The 16,198-nt window shown below is 61.7% G+C and carries 22 protein-coding genes; 8 read left to right on the top strand and 14 right to left on the bottom strand.

Features of this window, described 5'->3' with window-relative positions:
- The gene (locus VOY09_RS13835) at positions 1-978 is read right to left on the bottom strand and encodes a sodium-dependent bicarbonate transport family permease (protein ID WP_322894446.1); all 978 of its coding nucleotides are present in this window, start codon (positions 976-978) and stop codon (positions 1-3) included.
- A gap of 9 nt (positions 979-987) precedes the next feature.
- Positions 988-1,635, bottom strand: coding sequence for a carbonic anhydrase (locus tag VOY09_RS13840; RefSeq protein ID WP_322894444.1), 648 nt, complete (start codon positions 1,633-1,635; stop codon positions 988-990).
- A 111-nt stretch (positions 1,636-1,746) separates the two neighbouring features.
- On the opposite strand from VOY09_RS13840, the gene VOY09_RS13845 reads away from it, so the two are divergent.
- The 3 genes from VOY09_RS13845 to VOY09_RS13855 all read left to right on the top strand — a co-directional run bounded on the left by VOY09_RS13845 (position 1,747) and on the right by VOY09_RS13855 (position 4,428).
- Positions 1,747-2,163 carry a hypothetical protein gene (locus VOY09_RS13845; RefSeq protein ID WP_322894443.1) on the top strand — a complete coding sequence of 139 codons (417 nt, stop codon included), beginning with the start codon at positions 1,747-1,749 and terminating at the stop codon, positions 2,161-2,163.
- Positions 2,164-2,236: 73 nt separating this feature from the next.
- Positions 2,237-3,616, top strand: a complete 1,380-nt coding sequence (locus tag VOY09_RS13850) for a leucyl aminopeptidase family protein (RefSeq protein ID WP_322894441.1) — start codon at positions 2,237-2,239, stop codon at positions 3,614-3,616.
- Positions 3,613-4,428 carry an NlpC/P60 family protein gene (locus VOY09_RS13855; RefSeq protein WP_322894440.1) on the top strand — a complete coding sequence of 272 codons (816 nt, stop codon included), beginning with the start codon at positions 3,613-3,615 and terminating at the stop codon, positions 4,426-4,428. The genes VOY09_RS13850 and VOY09_RS13855 overlap by 4 nt, the downstream gene beginning before the upstream one ends.
- Here VOY09_RS13855 and VOY09_RS13860 read toward each other — a convergent pair.
- The 4 genes from VOY09_RS13860 to VOY09_RS13875 all read right to left on the bottom strand — a co-directional run bounded on the left by VOY09_RS13860 (position 4,425) and on the right by VOY09_RS13875 (position 5,793).
- A complete protein-coding gene (locus VOY09_RS13860; RefSeq protein ID WP_322894437.1) occupies positions 4,425-4,877 on the bottom strand; it encodes a hypothetical protein in 453 nt (150 codons plus the stop codon). The two genes, VOY09_RS13855 and VOY09_RS13860, sit on opposite strands and share 4 nt — an antisense overlap.
- Positions 4,874-5,029 (bottom strand): hemin uptake protein HemP, encoded by a 156-nt coding sequence (hemP, locus tag VOY09_RS13865; RefSeq protein WP_322894436.1) that lies wholly within the window; start codon positions 5,027-5,029, stop codon positions 4,874-4,876. The genes VOY09_RS13860 and hemP overlap by 4 nt, the downstream gene beginning before the upstream one ends.
- 120 nt (positions 5,030-5,149) lie before the next feature.
- Positions 5,150-5,485 carry a DUF2794 domain-containing protein gene (locus VOY09_RS13870; RefSeq protein WP_322894435.1) on the bottom strand — a complete coding sequence of 112 codons (336 nt, stop codon included), beginning with the start codon at positions 5,483-5,485 and terminating at the stop codon, positions 5,150-5,152.
- 38 nt (positions 5,486-5,523) lie between these two features.
- The gene (locus tag VOY09_RS13875; RefSeq protein WP_322894434.1) at positions 5,524-5,793 is read right to left on the bottom strand and encodes an I78 family peptidase inhibitor; all 270 of its coding nucleotides are present in this window, start codon (positions 5,791-5,793) and stop codon (positions 5,524-5,526) included.
- A 99-nt stretch (positions 5,794-5,892) separates the two neighbouring features.
- Here VOY09_RS13875 and VOY09_RS13880 point away from each other — a divergent pair, with 99 nt between their 5' ends.
- Together VOY09_RS13880 and VOY09_RS13885 are read left to right on the top strand one after the other, a co-directional pair.
- A complete protein-coding gene (locus VOY09_RS13880) occupies positions 5,893-7,005 on the top strand; it encodes an S-(hydroxymethyl)glutathione dehydrogenase/class III alcohol dehydrogenase (RefSeq protein ID WP_322894433.1) in 1,113 nt (370 codons plus the stop codon).
- 25 nt (positions 7,006-7,030) lie between these two features.
- A complete protein-coding gene (locus VOY09_RS13885) occupies positions 7,031-7,768 on the top strand; it encodes an NYN domain-containing protein (RefSeq protein ID WP_322894432.1) in 738 nt (245 codons plus the stop codon).
- On the opposite strand, the gene VOY09_RS13890 is transcribed toward VOY09_RS13885, so the two are convergent.
- Both VOY09_RS13890 and VOY09_RS13895 read right to left on the bottom strand, forming a co-directional pair.
- On the bottom strand, positions 7,765-8,388 hold the full coding sequence (locus VOY09_RS13890) for a TetR/AcrR family transcriptional regulator (RefSeq protein WP_322894431.1): 624 nt from the start codon (positions 8,386-8,388) through the stop codon (positions 7,765-7,767). The two genes, VOY09_RS13885 and VOY09_RS13890, sit on opposite strands and share 4 nt — an antisense overlap.
- 93 nt (positions 8,389-8,481) lie before the next feature.
- Positions 8,482-8,661 (bottom strand): hypothetical protein, encoded by a 180-nt coding sequence (locus VOY09_RS13895; protein WP_322894430.1) that lies wholly within the window; start codon positions 8,659-8,661, stop codon positions 8,482-8,484.
- 151 nt (positions 8,662-8,812) lie between these two features.
- On the opposite strand from VOY09_RS13895, the gene mbfA reads away from it, so the two are divergent.
- The gene (gene mbfA, locus VOY09_RS13900) at positions 8,813-9,790 is read left to right on the top strand and encodes an iron exporter MbfA (RefSeq protein WP_322894429.1); all 978 of its coding nucleotides are present in this window, start codon (positions 8,813-8,815) and stop codon (positions 9,788-9,790) included.
- Here mbfA and VOY09_RS13905 read toward each other — a convergent pair.
- The 5 genes from VOY09_RS13905 to VOY09_RS13925 all read right to left on the bottom strand — a co-directional run bounded on the left by VOY09_RS13905 (position 9,787) and on the right by VOY09_RS13925 (position 14,476).
- Positions 9,787-10,365, bottom strand: coding sequence for a GNAT family N-acetyltransferase (locus VOY09_RS13905; protein WP_322894428.1), 579 nt, complete (start codon positions 10,363-10,365; stop codon positions 9,787-9,789). The two genes, mbfA and VOY09_RS13905, sit on opposite strands and share 4 nt — an antisense overlap.
- Positions 10,365-12,452, bottom strand: a complete 2,088-nt coding sequence (glp, locus tag VOY09_RS13910; RefSeq protein ID WP_322894427.1) for a gephyrin-like molybdotransferase Glp — start codon at positions 12,450-12,452, stop codon at positions 10,365-10,367. Before glp ends, VOY09_RS13905 begins: the two co-directional genes overlap by 1 nt.
- The gene (gene mobB / locus VOY09_RS13915) at positions 12,452-12,943 is read right to left on the bottom strand and encodes a molybdopterin-guanine dinucleotide biosynthesis protein B (RefSeq protein WP_322894426.1); all 492 of its coding nucleotides are present in this window, start codon (positions 12,941-12,943) and stop codon (positions 12,452-12,454) included. The genes glp and mobB overlap by 1 nt, the downstream gene beginning before the upstream one ends.
- Entirely contained in the window at positions 12,940-13,521 is a 582-nt protein-coding gene (mobA, locus tag VOY09_RS13920) for a molybdenum cofactor guanylyltransferase MobA (protein WP_322894425.1), read from the bottom strand. Before mobA ends, mobB begins: the two co-directional genes overlap by 4 nt.
- Positions 13,522-13,594: 73 nt before the next feature.
- Positions 13,595-14,476 (bottom strand): formate dehydrogenase accessory sulfurtransferase FdhD, encoded by an 882-nt coding sequence (locus tag VOY09_RS13925; protein WP_322894424.1) that lies wholly within the window; start codon positions 14,474-14,476, stop codon positions 13,595-13,597.
- A 61-nt stretch (positions 14,477-14,537) separates the two neighbouring features.
- Here VOY09_RS13925 and VOY09_RS13930 point away from each other — a divergent pair, with 61 nt between their 5' ends.
- Positions 14,538-15,260, top strand: coding sequence for an AzlC family ABC transporter permease (locus VOY09_RS13930; protein WP_322894422.1), 723 nt, complete (start codon positions 14,538-14,540; stop codon positions 15,258-15,260).
- The gene (locus VOY09_RS13935) at positions 15,257-15,592 is read left to right on the top strand and encodes an AzlD domain-containing protein (RefSeq protein WP_322894421.1); all 336 of its coding nucleotides are present in this window, start codon (positions 15,257-15,259) and stop codon (positions 15,590-15,592) included. The genes VOY09_RS13930 and VOY09_RS13935 overlap by 4 nt, the downstream gene beginning before the upstream one ends.
- Here the strand turns inward: VOY09_RS13935 and VOY09_RS13940 are convergent.
- A complete protein-coding gene (locus tag VOY09_RS13940; protein ID WP_322894420.1) occupies positions 15,579-16,196 on the bottom strand; it encodes a hypothetical protein in 618 nt (205 codons plus the stop codon). The genes VOY09_RS13935 and VOY09_RS13940 overlap by 14 nt on opposite strands.
- Between the last annotated feature and the right edge of the window lie 2 nt (positions 16,197-16,198).

Raw genomic sequence — 16,198 nt, forward strand, 5'->3', positions numbered from 1 at the left:
TTAGCCTCCTGTCACGGTCTGGGCGATGGCGAGGTAGATCGGAATGCCCAAGGTCAGGTTGAACGGGAAGGTCACGCCCAGCGACAGGGTCAGATAGACAGCCGGGTTCGCCTCTGGCAAGGCGACGCGCATCGCGGCGGGCACGGCGATATAGCTGGCGGAGGCTGCGAGCACCATCATCAGCACAATGCCACCCAGCGACAGGCCGATCAGCATGCCGACCCCAAGCCCGATTATCGCGCTGACCAAAGGCATCGCGATGGCAAAGCCGACAGCGCCAAGGCTGAGCGAGCCTTTTGACTGCCGCAGCCCGCGCCCGGCGATCAGGCCCATGTCGAGCAGGAACAGGCAGAGCACGCCTTTGAACGGTGCCTCGATAAAGGCGCTGATTTCTGCCATGCCCGGTGCGCCGGTTAGCGCGCCGATGAAGAACGCCCCGACCAGCAGCACGATGGAGCCGTTGAGCAGCAATTCGCGGATCAGACCCGGTTCCATCCGCGCCCCGCCACCGCCCCGCGCGACCAGCCAGAGCGCAGACAGGATCGCAGGGGCCTCCATCACGGCGGCGACGGCGACCATGTAACCTTCGGACGCGATCATCCGGCCTTGCAGCACAGATGTTGCCGCGACAAAGGTCACGATGCTGATCGATCCATAATGGGCCGCGACTGCCGCCGCATCCACCCGCGACAGGCCTGTCATCACCCGCAGCAAGGCAAAGGCCAGCAAGGGCAGGGCGAAGGACAAAACCAGCCCCGCGATCAGCGACAGGATCAATGTCTGATCAATCCCATGGGCGCTGACCGCGACGCCACCTTTGAAACCGATGGCGAACAGCAGATAGATCGACATGCCTTTGGCAACCGCCTCGGGGATGGTCAGATCGGACCGCGCCAAAGCCGCGAGCAGCCCCAAGGCAAAGCTGAGGATAATAGGCGAGATCAGATTCGCCCCGGCAAGAGACAGGATTTCACTCATCGCGGGCCTTTAGACATTCACGAAGAGCTGTGTTGCCGGGTCGTAATGTTCAAGGCTCCCGTCGCCGATATTTTTCCACAAGCCATGCAGGCTGATGCTGCCGTCCTTGACCGCGCTGCGCACGAAAGGGAAGGTCATCAGATTGCGCAGCGAAATCAGGATCGCGGCCTTTTCCAGCGCGGTTTTGCGGCTGGCATCATCGCCCTCGGGCAAAGTCTCGAACCCCGGGCGGATGATGTCGAGCCAGCGGCCGATAAAGCTGGTCTGTTCTTCCAGTTCCGGCGCATGGCCCGCGCACATATTGTAACAGCCTTCGATCCCACCGCAGCCGGAATGACCGAGCACGATCAGATGTTCGACCTTCAGCGCGCGCACCGCATATTCCACCGCGGCCGAAGTGCCGTGATGCCGCCCGTCGGGTTCATATTCGGGGATCAGATTGGCGATATTGCGGTGGATGAACAATTCGCCCACATCCGCCCCGAAGATGGATGAGACATGCAACCGGCTGTCGCAACAGGACACGACCATGATCCGGGGCCTTTGGCCATTGGTGGCCAGATCGTCGTAGATCGTCCTGTTCTCTTCAAAAACAGTGGATTTCCACGTCTTGTAACGGTCAACCAGATAGGCCGGAAGCGGGCGGGCATTATGCATTCGTCAGTCCTTGCGCTGTTGGCACGGGATACGTCGCATTTTCCAGAATTTCGAGCGATTTTTTACAATCGCGTCAACCTTCTGGGAACCCTGGCGGCGTAAACCGGCGGCATGGATCATTCAAACCCTCTTTATACGTTCTACCGCCCCGCCAATTGTGACGTGATCATCCTGCGATGTCACGACAAACTGCAGTTTGACCATCATGTCCTGGCGCGCGCCTTTGCCGACAGATCCGCGGTGGAGGCAGAGGAGATGCTGTGCCGTATCCTTGAAAACATGGCCGATTGGCTGAATGTACTGCAGCAGGGGGGCGCCGCGGACTGCCCGGCACCTTGTCAGAAAGCGGCCCGGCGGATCGGGCTGGTGGCAAGTCAGATCGGGCTGACCGGGCTGGCCTGTGCGGCGGGTCACGTGACGTCTTGTCTGCAATCGCGCGACCGCGTGGCGCTGGCGGCCACCATCGGGCGTTTGGAACGCGCCTTTGACTGTGCGGTGGCGGAGATCTGGACGTTCCGCCGTCACTAGCGACCGAACTGCCCCTTGCGGCGCTGCTGTGGCGGGTTAGTCTGGCGGTGGAATTGATTTGTCAGGATAACCTATGTCGCTTGCCTTTGCTGGTCCCAATGTTGCCGCCATCCCGGTGCATATCGTCGAAAAAGATCGCGCAGAGGCCGCGGTGGCCGATTTGTCCGACATGGGCCAGACATGGGCCGCAACCCAAGGTTTTACCGGCGCTTTGGGGCAAATGCTGGTTGTGCCCGATGCGCAGGGTGGCATCGCGCAGGTTTTGGTCGGCTATGGCACAGAACAGACCCGTGCCCGTGGCCGGTTCCATCTGGGCGCGGTGGCGCGGCAATTGCCGAAAGGGGATTATCAGATCGCTTCGGGCCTGACCGGCGCTGCGCTGGAAGAGGCGGCACTTGCCTGGCTGTTGGCAGGCTATAGTTTTGACCGCTATCGCAAGCCTGCCGATCCGATTGCGGCGCTGGTCGCGCCGGATGGCATTGATGCGGCGCGGATTGAGATTATCGCACAGGCAGAGGCGTTGACGCGTGATCTGATCAATATCCCCGCATCCGACATGGGGCCGGAGGAGTTGGAACAAGCCGCGCGCGATCTGGCCGAGGCGCAGCATGCCACGATCAGCGTGACCACGGGCGAGGATCTGCTGGATGCCAATTTCCCGCTGATCCATGCCGTGGGCCGCGCCAGCCCGCGTGCGCCGCGGCTGATCGATATGCGCTGGGGGAACAATGGCCCGCAACTGACGCTGGTCGGCAAGGGCGTGTGTTTTGACACCGGCGGGCTGAATATCAAACCCGGTGCGTCGATGGGTTTGATGAAAAAGGATATGGGCGGGGCGGCCACTGTGCTGGGCTTGGCACAGATGATCATGGCGCTGGGCCTGCCGTTGCGCCTGCGCGTGCTGATCCCGGCGGTGGAAAACAGCATCGCGGGCAATGCGTTCCGGCCGCAGGATATTCTGCACTCGCGCAAGGGGCTGACGGTCGAGATCAACAATACCGATGCCGAAGGGCGGTTGGTGCTGGCCGATGCTTTGGCGCTGGCGGATGAGGAAAAGCCTGATCTGGTGATTTCCATGGCGACATTGACCGGGGCCGCACGGGTTGCCGTTGGGCCGGACCTTGCGCCGTATTTCACCGATCACGATGATCATGCTACGGCGATTGCCGATGCCGCGCGTCTGGTGGCCGACCCGGTTTGGCGGATGCCGTTTCATGAGCCTTATGAGGCGATGATCGAACCCGGCATTGCCGATCTGGACAATGCGCCGGGCGGGGGCTTGGCCGGTTGCATCACCGCGGCCTTGTTCCTGCGCCGCTTCGTGCAAAGCCCCTATGTGCATTTCGATATCTACGGCTGGCAACCGAGTGCCGCGCCGTCCCGCCCCAAAGGTGGCGTCGGCATGGGCGCGCGGGCTTTGCTGGCCGCTTTGCCAAAGCTGCTGAAGCTGTGACAGACCGCCGCCTGACCCCGGCGAATGGGCGTGTCGCGGCCTTGCATCTGGCCGGGAAAGTGCCCGCAGAGCGCTATCTGGCCGGTGCGCTGATGATGCTGACCTGTCCGGTCAGTGATCTCTGCGCGGAACCGGGTGGCGCGCGCGACCGGCAATTGCTGTTGGGGGCGATTGTCACGGTTTTTGAAGATCGCGACAATTGGTCCTTCGTGCAGGCGGCGGATGGCTATGTCGGCTATGTTGCGTCAGACCGCCTTGGCCCGGTCCGGGACGTCACACATATGGTCGGCACGGCGGCGACCCATGCCTATCTGGCAGAGGATATCAAATCCCCCGATGTGATGTGCCTGCCGTTCGGCGCGCGTGTGAGTGTGCTGGATGAGCGGGCGAAATTCTTTGAAACGACGCTTGGCTTCATCCCCAAAAAACATCTGCGCCCGCTGGACCGGCCTTTCACTGACCCCGCGACCGTCGCGCAATTGCATTTCGGCGTCCCCTATCTGTGGGGCGGCAATTCCACGCGGGGGATCGATTGTTCCGGGCTGGTCGCCGCCGCCTTGACCGCCTGCGGCATTCCCAGCCCTGCTGATAGCGATCTGCAATGCGAGGGCCTTGGCGCGGATTTCACCGGGACAGCGCGGCGCGGCGATCTGATCTTTTGGCGCGGCCATGTCGCGATGATGGTGGATGAGGCGACGCTGATTCACGCCAATGCGCATCACATGGCCACCGCCTATGAACCGCTGGAGGCGGCCACTCTGCGCATCGCCGCGCAGGACGGCGGGCCGGTCACTGCCCGCCGCCGGATTTAATGCAGAACCGGCGGGATGCGTGACGCCAGCATTTGTGCTATCCGCAGGCCAAAGGCGCTGGCCGCCGCCGTCAGATGCATCGCCATATCAGGGCGCACCAGCAGCATCGCCATCCACAGCGCCTCTTCCCGTTCGCCCGTGGCGGCAGTCGTCACGAATTGCGCGAAAGTGGCCTCATCCGCGCCGAGGCAAGGGCAATCGACAGCATGGCGCATCAGTTTGCGCCGGTGGTGCTGGGACAAAAGGGTGATCACGGTATCGAATGCCTCGATCGCGGTGCTGGCGCGGCGGGGACCCAATCCATTGCTCAGGTCCCGGCGCACGGCGGCGCGCCCTTCGGGGCCATCACACCAGAGCCGCAGATAGATCACGCAGCAGGCGTTCAGATCATCTAGCTGGTGCAGGGATGCGGTGGGATCGCCCGCGATTTCGCGGTGATGCAGGCTCATTTCGTCAGGATCAGCTTGCCCGCGCGGGTGATGCGCAGGGTATAGACCTGATCATTCAGCACGATATGCGCCTGATCGCCACCGGCGGTCAGCTGTGCGGCATCATGCGCGGGGGTGGTTTGCTGGGGTTTGATCTGCGTCTGGATATTCATCTGCCAAGGACCTTTCATGCGGGCGCTCTTGCTTGCCTGCACGGGGCTGGCTGGCTGGACGTGTCACCACAATCAGGTTTCAGGTTGAATTTGTCAATCCGACTTTTTTAGTCAGGTATACTATTTCTCGACCAGCCGGATCAGTTTGCGTTCCAGCACCTGCAACACGGCCCGCAGGTCATTGCCACGTTTGAGCACCTGACCATCCATGCCGATCACGACATATTGTCCTTGGCGCAGCCGCAATTTGGGATGTTTTTCGATCCGGTAGAGCGGGTTTTCCGCTGTGCGCCGGAAGATCGCAAAGACCGCCGTCTCGCGCAGATTAGAGATGCCGTAATCGCGCCATTCGCCAGCGGCGACCATCCGCCCGTAAAGGCCAAGGATCAGGCCCAGTTCGGTGCGGTGAAAGGCGACTTGTGGCGGGGCGTGAAACTGTGGGGGTTGAATGCTCATGGACAAGGGTCGCGCGAAAAGGCGCGAAAATCAAGCCATCAGCCGCAGCGGATATCGCTGATCACTTCACCGTCACTGATGTAGAAATTGATCCGTTCGGCGCGGAAATCCATCGTCACCATGTCGTCGGGCCGGATCACCCGGACCTGATCCATGATCAGCACCCGTTCCAGCGCGGTTGCAGGCTGACCGATCAACCCGATGTGGCGCGACACATTGCAGGTGTCGGGCAGCGTGGGTGCAGGTGCCGGATCATTATCGGGCACGGCGCAGGCGGCAAGCAGCAGGAATGGGATCAAATGTCGCATGCGTATATTTGCGCTGCTGCGGGGGGCTTTGGCAAGACCAAGGTTGAACTTGCTGCGCTTTTCGCAGATCAAAGATGCAAACCAACAGGAGACATCAGGATGCGCACACGGGCAGCAGTGGCAATGGCAGCGGGCAAGCCGCTGGAAGTGATGGAAGTCAATCTCGACGGTCCCCGCGCGGGCGAGGTGCTGGTCGAGATCAAGGCGACCGGCCTGTGCCATACCGATGAATTCACCCGCTCCGGCGATGATCCCGAAGGCGCGTTTCCCGCGATTCTGGGCCATGAGGGTGCCGGTGTGGTGATTGAGGTCGGCGAGGGCGTCACATCGCTGGTGCCCGGCGATCACGTGATCCCGCTTTACACACCCGAATGCCGTGAATGCGAATATTGTCTGAACCCGAAAACCAACCTCTGCCAGAAGATCCGCACGACCCAAGGGGCGGGCGTGATGCCGGACGGCACCAGCCGGTTTTCCATGCTCGATGGCACGCCGATCCTGCATTACATGGGCTGTTCGACCTTTGCCAACCATACTGTCCTGCCCGAAATCGCGCTGGCCAAGGTCCGCAAGGACGCGCCATTCGACAAGATCTGCTATATCGGTTGCGGTGTCACCACGGGCATCGGCGCTGTCATTAACACCGCCAAGGTGGAAATCGGCAGCCGCGCGATTGTCTTTGGTCTGGGCGGGATCGGTCTGAACGTCATTCAAGGCCTGCGTCTGGCCGGGGCGGATCAGATCGTTGGCGTTGATCTGAACGATAGCAAATATGAGATGGCGACGCGGTTCGGCATGACTGATTTCGTGAATCCGAAAAAGGTCAGCGGCGATCTGGTCGCGCACCTCGTGGAACTGACCAAGGGCGGCGCGGATTACACATTCGACGCCACCGGCAATGTCAATGTGATGCGCACGGCACTTGAATCCGCGCATAAAGGCTGGGGCGAAAGCATCATCATCGGGGTTGCACCTGCGGGGGCTGAAATCTCAACCCGGCCATTCCAGCTGGTCACCGGGCGCTCTTGGCGCGGCACGGCCTTTGGCGGCGCTCGGGGCCGGACCGATGTGCCGAAAATCGTCGATTGGTATATGCAGGGCAAGATCGAGATTGATCCAATGATCACTCACAAGCTGAAGCTGGAAGATATCAACAAAGGTTTCGATCTGATGCATGCGGGCGAAAGCATCCGCGCTGTCGTCGAATTTTAAGCCTTAAGCGACGAGAGGGGCGAACATGGCCAAGGATCGTATGTTATTGGCCGTGTTGATCGACGCGGATAATATTCCTGCAAAATATGCCGCACCCATCCTGCGTGAGGTCACGACCTATGGTGAACCGGCGCTGCGCCGGGTCTATGGCGATTGGTCCAGCCCTGCCTTGGGCGGCTGGAAAAAGGAAGTCGTGGAACTGGGGCTGGTCGCCAATCAGGAAACCGCCAATACACGTGGCAAGAATGCCAGCGATATCGGGCTGGTGATCGATGCGATGGATATCCTGCATACGGGCCGGTTTGACGGTTTCGTGCTGGTCAGCTCTGACAGTGATTTCACCGCTTTGGCCAACAGGTTGCGCGAAAACGGGGTTGTCGTGATCGGCATCGGCGAAGGCAAGGCGCCGGTCAGCCTGCGCAATGTCTGCAACCGGTTCATCCTGATCGAAAATCTTGTGGATCAGGACAAGGATCAGCCCAATATCGGCGGACCGGCCAAGCCGGTGCCCGCCACGGCGACCGCCACACGGCAAGCGCCATCAGCGGCGATCCCGTTGGTGATCAAGGCGATGGAAAGCATCGACCCCGAAGGCGAATGGTATTCGCTGGGCCAGATCGGCCAATATATCACCCGTGCTGCGCCTGATTTCGACCCGCGCACCTATGGCAGTGCCAAGCTCAGCGATCTTTTGGTCAAATCAGGCCGGTTCGAGGTCAAGAAAGGCCAGGGCAACCATCTGGAAGCCCGCCGCCTCGATTAGGGTTTCACGCCGTAGCGGGCCATGAACATCTCGACCGCGCCGTCAATGGTGCGGTCTTTTTCTACGCGGGTAAACGTCTTGGCCATGCTGAACACCATCCGCGAAAACAGGTCTGCCTTGCAAAGTTCATGAAACTGGTCGGCGGCCAGCGCGACATCGTCGATCTGCAATTCGCCGCGTTCCATCGCTAGATGAAAGAAATCCGCCATCCGTTCGCGGATCAGCATCGGCCCGCATTCGTAGAATTCCCGCGCGAGTTCGGGGAAACGTTCGCTTTCGCCGACGCAGATCCGAAACACCCGCGTGCCGAATTCGGAGGTGATGAAGTCCACCATCTCGCTCGCGATGGTGCGCAGGACCTGCCGGGCGGGGGCGTTGATGTTGATCGTCTCGATCGCATGCTGAGTCTGCCGCTGACAGGCGGTCTTGGCGACCTGCATGAAAAGGAACTTCTTGTCCGGGAAATAGCTGTAAAGCGTGGCTTTTGACACACCCGCCGCACGGGCGATATCGTCAACCGACGCACCTTCGAACCCATCGGACATGAAAACCTGCCGCGCGCCGTCAAGGACCTGATCGAATTTGCGCCCTTTTTTTGGCTGTACCGTTCCATCTGGCATCTGCGTCTCCCCTTGGATGCGATCATAAACTGATCGGTTCACTTCGGGCAAGGCGATAACGCCAGACGGACGGCAGCGGCCCTGCACCCCGTCTTACTTGGCAGGGGCGGTGCAGGTTTCAACCACCTGTTCCGTCACGCTGACGCAAGATTGCGTCACGTCAGGTGTGGATGGCGCGGGATAGGTCAGCAGCGGCAGGCTGAAGGAAAAGGCCGCAGCGGGGCCGGAAAGGGCAAGTGTCAATGCGGTACAAGTGAGGATAAGGCGGGTCATGGGGGTCATCCACTGTTGATCATGAAATCAAACTATACCGTTCAGTTCATATTGCAAGTATGAAAATGAACTAAACGGTTCAGTTATTCCTCTTGCCAGAGACGCAAAGAGGTCTATTTTAGAATCATTCTAAAACAGGAAAGGTCGCAATATGATTCCGGGCTTTGCCAACCGTCGCCGGTTCAAGGACCTGTCGGAACAGGATATTCTGGCGCTCGCCATCTCGTCCGAAGAAGATGATGGACGGATCTACCGGTCCTATGCCGAAAAGCTGCGTGGCGAATTTCCGGCCTCTGCCGCTGTGTTCGATGGCATGGCGGCGGAAGAAAACGACCACCGGCGTCGGTTGATCGACCTGCATCGCGCGCGGTTCGGTGAGGTGATTCCCCTGATCCGGCGCGAGCATGTGGCCGGGTTTTATGCCCGCCGCCCGGTCTGGCTGGTTGAAAACCTGAGCCTTGACCGGATTAGGGACGAGGCCGCGCAGATGGAACGCGATGCGCAACGGTTTTATGAACTGGCCGCCAGCCAGACCCGAGATGCCAGCACCCGCAAATTGCTGGGCGATCTGGCTGCGGCAGAGGCGGGACATGCCGACAAGGCCAGCGCGCTGGCCGCCGCCCATCTGGGCGATGACGTAAAAACCAGCGAGGCTGCTGCCGCCTATCGGCAATTCGTCCTGACCTGGGTGCAGCCGGGGCTGGCGGGGTTGATGGACGGGTCGGTGTCCACGCTCGCGCCGATTTTCGCGGTGGCCTTTGCGACGCAGGACACATGGACGACCTTTCTGGTGGGCCTGGCCGCTTCGGTCGGCGCGGGCATCTCGATGGGCTTTACCGAGGCGGCGTCTGACGATGGCAAAATCTCCGGGCGAGGCTCCCCGTTCAAACGCGGTCTGGCCGCAGGGGTGATGACGACGCTGGGCGGGTTGGGCCATGCCTTGCCCTATCTGATCACGGATTTCTGGACCGCGACCACTGTCGCGCTGATCGTGGTCTTTGTCGAACTTTGGGCGATCACCTGGATTCAGCATAAATATATGCAGACCCCTTGGGTGCGGGCGATCTTTCAGGTGGTGCTGGGCGGCGCGCTGGTCTTTGCCGCTGGCGCGCTGATCGGATCGGGCTAGACGTCGCGCACCATCGTGGTGCAGGCGTTAAAGCCAAAGATATGCCGCCACAGGCCCATCTTCTGCGTCTGCAATTCCACGAAACCTTCGTGCAGGTAAAGTGCGCGGGCGCGGGGATTGGTGTCGATCACATCCAGCCGGACCTGCCGGTAGCCACGCCTCTTTGCCTCGGCCACGACCGCGTTGAGCAAGGCGGTGCCGACACCGCAGCCCCGCACCTCGGGCGCGACAAAGATGCCGTCGATCAGGAAACGCACATTATCCGTGTCGCGGATCAATGCCGCCATCAGCGCGGTGCGCAGGGCGGCACCGGCCCAGCCGTAAACCCGGCGCAGATCGGTGAAACTGCCATCGACCAGCGCGCCATGCGGCGTCTTGAACCCGACGACGCCCAGCAACCGTCCGTCATCATCATGCGCGCAGATCCCGTGATCGGCTTGCAGCACCTGCGTGATATAGACCAGCGCCCGATATTTTGGCCCCATCACAAAACCCAGCTTTTCACCAAAGGCTTCCCAGTAAAGCGCTGCCACTTCGGCACGGTTCTCTGCGGGAATGCCGGTGGTGATCTGCATCACATGAAGCTGCCAAAGGGGATGAAGGTCACCGGATCACCGGGGCTGATCTGCATGGCGCTGTCCCCCAGCACGACCAGCCCTTCGGCCCAGGACAGCCCGGACACCCGCCCGGACCCTTCTGACGCAAAAACCTCTGCCCGGCCGTCCCGGATTCGCGCGCGCAGATATTCACGCCGCCCGGCTTTTTTTGTTTTGCTGAAGGCGGCGGGCAGCAGATAGCCTTCCGGTTCAACCGGGTCGCCACCTGCCAGCAGGGTGAGGGCCGGATGCGCAAAGACCAGCGCGCAGACCATCGCCGCGACCGGATTGCCGGGCAGGCCGAGCACCGGCGCGCCTTGCCACAGCCCCATCGCCAAGGGCCGTCCCGGTTTCATCGCGACCCGCCAGAGCGCGAAGGACCCAGTATCGGCTAGCAAGGCGGACATATGATCCTCATCCCCGGCGGAGGCACCGCCAGAGGTCAGGATCGCATCGCAGTCCGCCGCCCCCTGATCCAGCATCGCCCGCAATGTCTCGCGCTCATCCGGCGCGCGGCCCAGATCGACGACGCGGTAGCCCCATTGCTGCACCAGCGCCGCCAGCATCGGGCGATTGGCGTCATAGATCTGGCCCACGTCGGCCTGCATGCCGGGGTCACGCAATTCATCGCCGGTGGACAGGATGCCGACACGCAGCTGGCGATGGACCTGCACCTGCCCGATGCCGGTGGCCGCGAACATGCCCAAATCGGCGGCGGTGATCTTGCGGCCTTTGTGGGCGATGATCTGGCCTTGGGTCATATCCTCACCCGCCGCGCGGGCATTGGCCCCGCGTTTGAGCGGGCCTTGAAAGGTGATCGCGCTGTCTGTCGCCTGCACATCTTCCTGCATGATGACCGTATCAACGCCTTCGGGCAGGTTGGCACCTGTCAGGATGCGGATCGCATGGCCCGCTGGCACAGTTCCGGCAAAAGGCTGGCCCGCCGCAGCGCGCCCTTGGACCAAGGGCAGGCTGTGATGCCCGATCTCTGCCGGACCGGCAAAGCCATAGCCATCCACAGCAGCATTCGGGGCGGGGGGATGGGCGCGCAAAGCGGTGACATCCTGCGCCAGATAGCGGCCCGGTGCGGTGCCAAGTGGCTGGGTTTCCACCCCGGCCACGCAAGTGAGATGCTGGCGCAGATGCGCAAGGGCATCGGCGACCGGCGTCCATTGCACGCCTTGTGGTAGGGCGAAACAATCATTGCGCAATTGTGGTGCGCTGGCGGCTTGTTCGAGCAATGCGACATGATGCAGGCCGAGGATCGATCCTTCGGACGTTGGCGGGACATCAAGCATCAGGCGCAGATCAGTGGGGGCAAGCGCCGAGAGCGCGCGCGCCAGCACTTCGACCTGATGGGCATCCTTGATCTTGCCGGGCGGGCAAGTGGCGGCGATGGTTCTGCTGATCAGCGAGGGCCATACCTCGACCAGAGCAATCGGTGGTGTCAGCGGTTCAAATGGCCAGACCGCCACATTAGCGCCGAAATGCTGCCGCAATCGGGCGAGTGTGGGCAGGCCCATGATGACCTGCGACCCGACAGCGCCCGCGCCGGAGAGTTGCCAGACCGGAAAAGCGCCTTTGGCGCTTTGTTCGGCGCTGCGTTTTTCGGCCATGCCATGATTTTGACGGGCCAAGCCTTTGCGCGGCAGATTGTCGATATCGCGGTTGGGCAATCCGTTGCCCCAGAACGGCCCCGTGCCGGGAAACATGGCGTTGATCTGCCCTGCCAGATCAAAGCGGTTATTGGCAGCTGCGCTGTCCTGCACCCGTGCGGCGAACCAATCCCAGATCGCGAAAGGATCATCCGATCCGGTCAGGACCTGCCCGAAGCCAGCGGGATAGCCAAAGGCGAAATCGAACCCGGCCAGCACGCGGCGTCCTGCGGCGTGCTCTGCCTCCAAGAATTCCGTGATCCAGCTTTCGGCAACCTGCCGGTTGCGGTGATAGACCGGCTCTTCCGCCATGCCAGCGCGCGCCACGCCGGTCCAGATGGCGTCTTTTTTGGGGGTCGCCCCCCGGTCGTTCCCGCCCGACCAATCCGCGATCAGGATCGTATCGAACATCACAATCCGACCTCTGCCAGAATGAAATCCGCGATGGCGCTGGTGTCGTTCAGGTCAAACACCGGGCGGTCAAGCGTCAGCGCCGTGTCGCTCGCCACGGCACGCACGGTCGGGTCATCCTTGGCAATCAGCGGATTGCCGGTCACTGCGCGAAACGCCTCGACCTTGGGATGGGTGTCGCGTTTATAGCCTTCGACCAGCACCAGATCGACCGGGTCAAGTTGTGCCAGAAGATCGGCCAAGGGTGGTTCATCCGCGCCGCGCAATTCCGTCATCAGCGCCCAGCGGTCGCGCGAAGCGAGCAGGACCTGCTGCGCACCGGCCTGACGGTGGCGATAGGAATCCTTGCCGGGATGATCGACATCGAAACTGTGATGTGCGTGTTTCAGGGTCGAGACGGTAAAGCCTCGCCCGGCAATCTCGGTCACCAGCCGTTCCATCAACCCGGTCTTGCCCGCGTTCTTGTAACCCACGATGCCATAAACCCTCATAGCATCGCCTGCGCGCGGGCCAGATCATCGGGCGTGTTGACGTTGAAGAAGGCGGCGTCATCGGGAAATTCCGCCGTGCCTGCGCCATGCTGGTCGGTCCAGAGGACGACTTTGCGCAGGCCCTCTTGCAAAGCCACGCGCAGATCATCGCGCAGCGCGACAGGCCAAAGGCCAAAGGTCGGTTGCCGTCCGCCGGGGCTTGCCGCCAGCGCCAACCCTAGATCACCGCCTGCCAGTTGCAATCGGGGCACCAGATCGCAGGGCAAAAACGGCGTGTCGGCGGCGGCAGTGACGATATGGCCGGCCCCTTGGGTCGCGGCCCAGTCGAGGCCTGCGAGCACGCCAGCCAAAGGACCGGCGAAGCCTGTCAGCGTGTCAGGGATCACCGGCAGGTGCAGCGCGGCAAAGCGCGCGGCATCGCCATTGGCATTCAGCGCAAGACCGGCGACCTGTGGGCTGAACCTGTCGATGACATGGCCCAGAATTGTGCTGTCGCCCAAGGGCAGCAGGCCTTTATCGCCGCCGCCCATCCGGGTTGCGAGGCCACCGGCGAGGATCACGCCGAGGGGCGCGTTCATTTCGCCACCTGTGGGCGCGGATGGTTTGGGAGCCTCCGGCGGGAGTATTTGGAGAAATAAGAAGCGGGAAGGATCATGTTTTGGCCTTTCGCCCGGCGCGGGCCGGTTCATCGGCGATCAGGGCCGGGTCGGCGTCGCGGATCAGGCGGTGTTCGCCCGCGAGGCAGACGAAACGTTGGCCCTTCATGCGGCCGATCAGGGTCAGCCCGACCTGTTGCGCGATTTCCACGCCCCAGGCGGTAAAGCCCGAGCGTGAGGCGAGGCAGGGGATGCCCATCAGCGCGGTCTTGATCACCATTTCGGAGGTCAGCCTGCCGGTGGTGTAGAGGAGTTTGTCTGCGGCAGGGACATCGTGATGCAGCATCCAGCCCGCGATTTTGTCGACGGCATTGTGGCGGCCGACATCCTCCATATAGACCAGCGGTGTCGCCCCTTGGCACAGGACAGTGCCGTGGATCGCGCCCGCCTCCAGATAAAGCGACGGGGTGCGGTTGATCGTGGCGGCCAATGCGTAAAGGTCGGAGGTCCGCAGCGCGGTGTCGGGCAAGGTGACGCCGGCCAGCCCTTCCATCATATCGCCGAAGACAGTACCGACAGCGCAGCCGCTGGTGCGGGTTTTCTTGCGCAGCTTGTCTTCATAGGTGGTTTTCGATGCGGTGCGCACGACGATTGTTTCAATCTCTTCGTCATAATCCACGCCAGTGATCTGGTCGTCATCGCGCAGCATCCCCTGATTGCGCAAGAACCCAAGGGCCAGATATTGCGGGTAATCACCGATCGTCATCGCGGTGACGATTTCTTGCGCGTTCAGATAGATCGTCAGCGGGCGTTCTTCGACCACGCGCAGATCGACCTTTTGCCCGTTCTGATCGGTGCCCGTCACCGCCCGCGTCAGGCGATGCGCCGCCGGATCAGGGGCCAGCAGATAGGATGAAAGATCGTCAAGTCGTGCCAATTGTCATTCCTTACCTGCGCGGTTAAGCCTGTCGCGACAGCGCATAAGCTAGGCCAAAGACATGACAAGTTCCACCGTCAAAGCACCCGCAACATCCGCCTATTGGGAAGGGCTCCGTGACGGCAGCCCGTTCATCCTGATGGTCGTGCCCTTCGCGACAGTGTTCGGCGTTGTGGCCACCGATGCCGGGTTGAGCGTGGCGCAGGCGATGGGCTTTTCGGTGCTGGTCATCGCCGGGGCCTCGCAATTCGCGGCGGTGCAGATGATGCTTGAAAACGCAGGGATCGCCTTTGTTCTGCTCGCGGCGCTGGCGGTCAATCTGCGCATGGCGATGTATTCCGCGGCGCTGGTGCCCTATCTGGGCCCGGCCCCTTTGTGGAAGCGCGCGCTGGTCGCCTATCTGAATTTTGATCAATCCTATATCCTGTCGGTCACGCGATACGAGGCCCGCCCGGAGATGAGCGTCACGGACCGGGCTGCATATTTCTTTGGGGTCGCCTCGGCCATCGCACCATTGTGGTGCGCAATGACGCTGGTGGGGATTTTTGCAGGCTCGGCGATCCCTGAGTCCTGGGCGTTGGATTTCATCGTGCCGATTATGTTTCTGGCGATGGTGTCGCCGATGCTGAAATCATCGGCCCATGTCGCGGCTGCGGCGGTGTCGGTCATTGTCGCACTCGCCTTGGTCGGGTTGCCGTCCGGCATCGGCCTGCTGATCGCGGCCTGCGCGGCGATGGTAACCGGCGCGCTGGTCGAGACTTGGATGGAAAGGCGCAAGGCATGAGCTATAGCAATGCTGAAATCTGGCTGATCATCGCGCTTTTGGGTGTGGGGACCTTCCTGATCCGGTTTTCGTTTCTGGGGCTGATCGGCGACCGCCCGATGCCGCCCATCGTGCTGAAACTGCTGCGCTTCACGCCGGTGGCGGTGTTACCCGGGATGGTGGCACCTTTGGTGCTATGGCCTGCCGCGACTGGCGGCGTGCCAGACCCCGCGCGCTTGCTGGCGGCTTTTGTGACAGTAGGCGTCGGCATCTGGACGCGCAGCGCGATCTGGGGGATCGTGGCGGGGATCAGCACGCTTTATCTGGCTTTGTGGGTCTTTACTGCTCTCTAGCGGCGAGTGCGGCTTCGATCCTTACGGCAGCGATGGATTTATCGTCGGGATCGTCTTCGCGATATTCGCGGGTTTCGACGCCCGGCAATTTCGCGAAATCATCTGCCACGTTGTTGGGACCCCAAGATTGCCGAATCCCTTCAAAGCCCGGCAATTGCCGCAACAGCCGCGATGTGGCGCGCGCGCAAAAGGCCTGCGGCACGGGGCCATTGGCCAGCGCGAGGTTCAGGGCCTGTTCCGCCACTTCAGGGGCGACGGCAACCTTTTGCGCGACGACGTGATAGGTCACGCGGGCATGATAGCTGATATAGAATTGTTCCAGTTCCGGGGTGACCCCGAACAAAACATCATTGCGTTCTGGCATCCGGGTCTGGACGAAGGACCCGGCGGGATCGAAGATCACCCTTTGGCTGGCATTGATCAAAAGCGCCGTATGCGCGCCATTGCCAGAGCCGTTGTTTTTCATCGTGAACAGCGTCAGATAGCTGCTGTCCGGATCGCGGAAGATCGACCGCGCTACGACATCCTCGGGCGCCCAGACTTCTTGCGCGGCGCAGCCGGCAAGGGTCAGCGGCAGGCCGATCAGGAATAAACGACGTTCCACAG

Origin of the sequence: Yoonia sp. 67-2, assembly GCF_035117555.1 — a bacterium.
Classification (GTDB): domain Bacteria; phylum Pseudomonadota; class Alphaproteobacteria; order Rhodobacterales; family Rhodobacteraceae; genus Yoonia.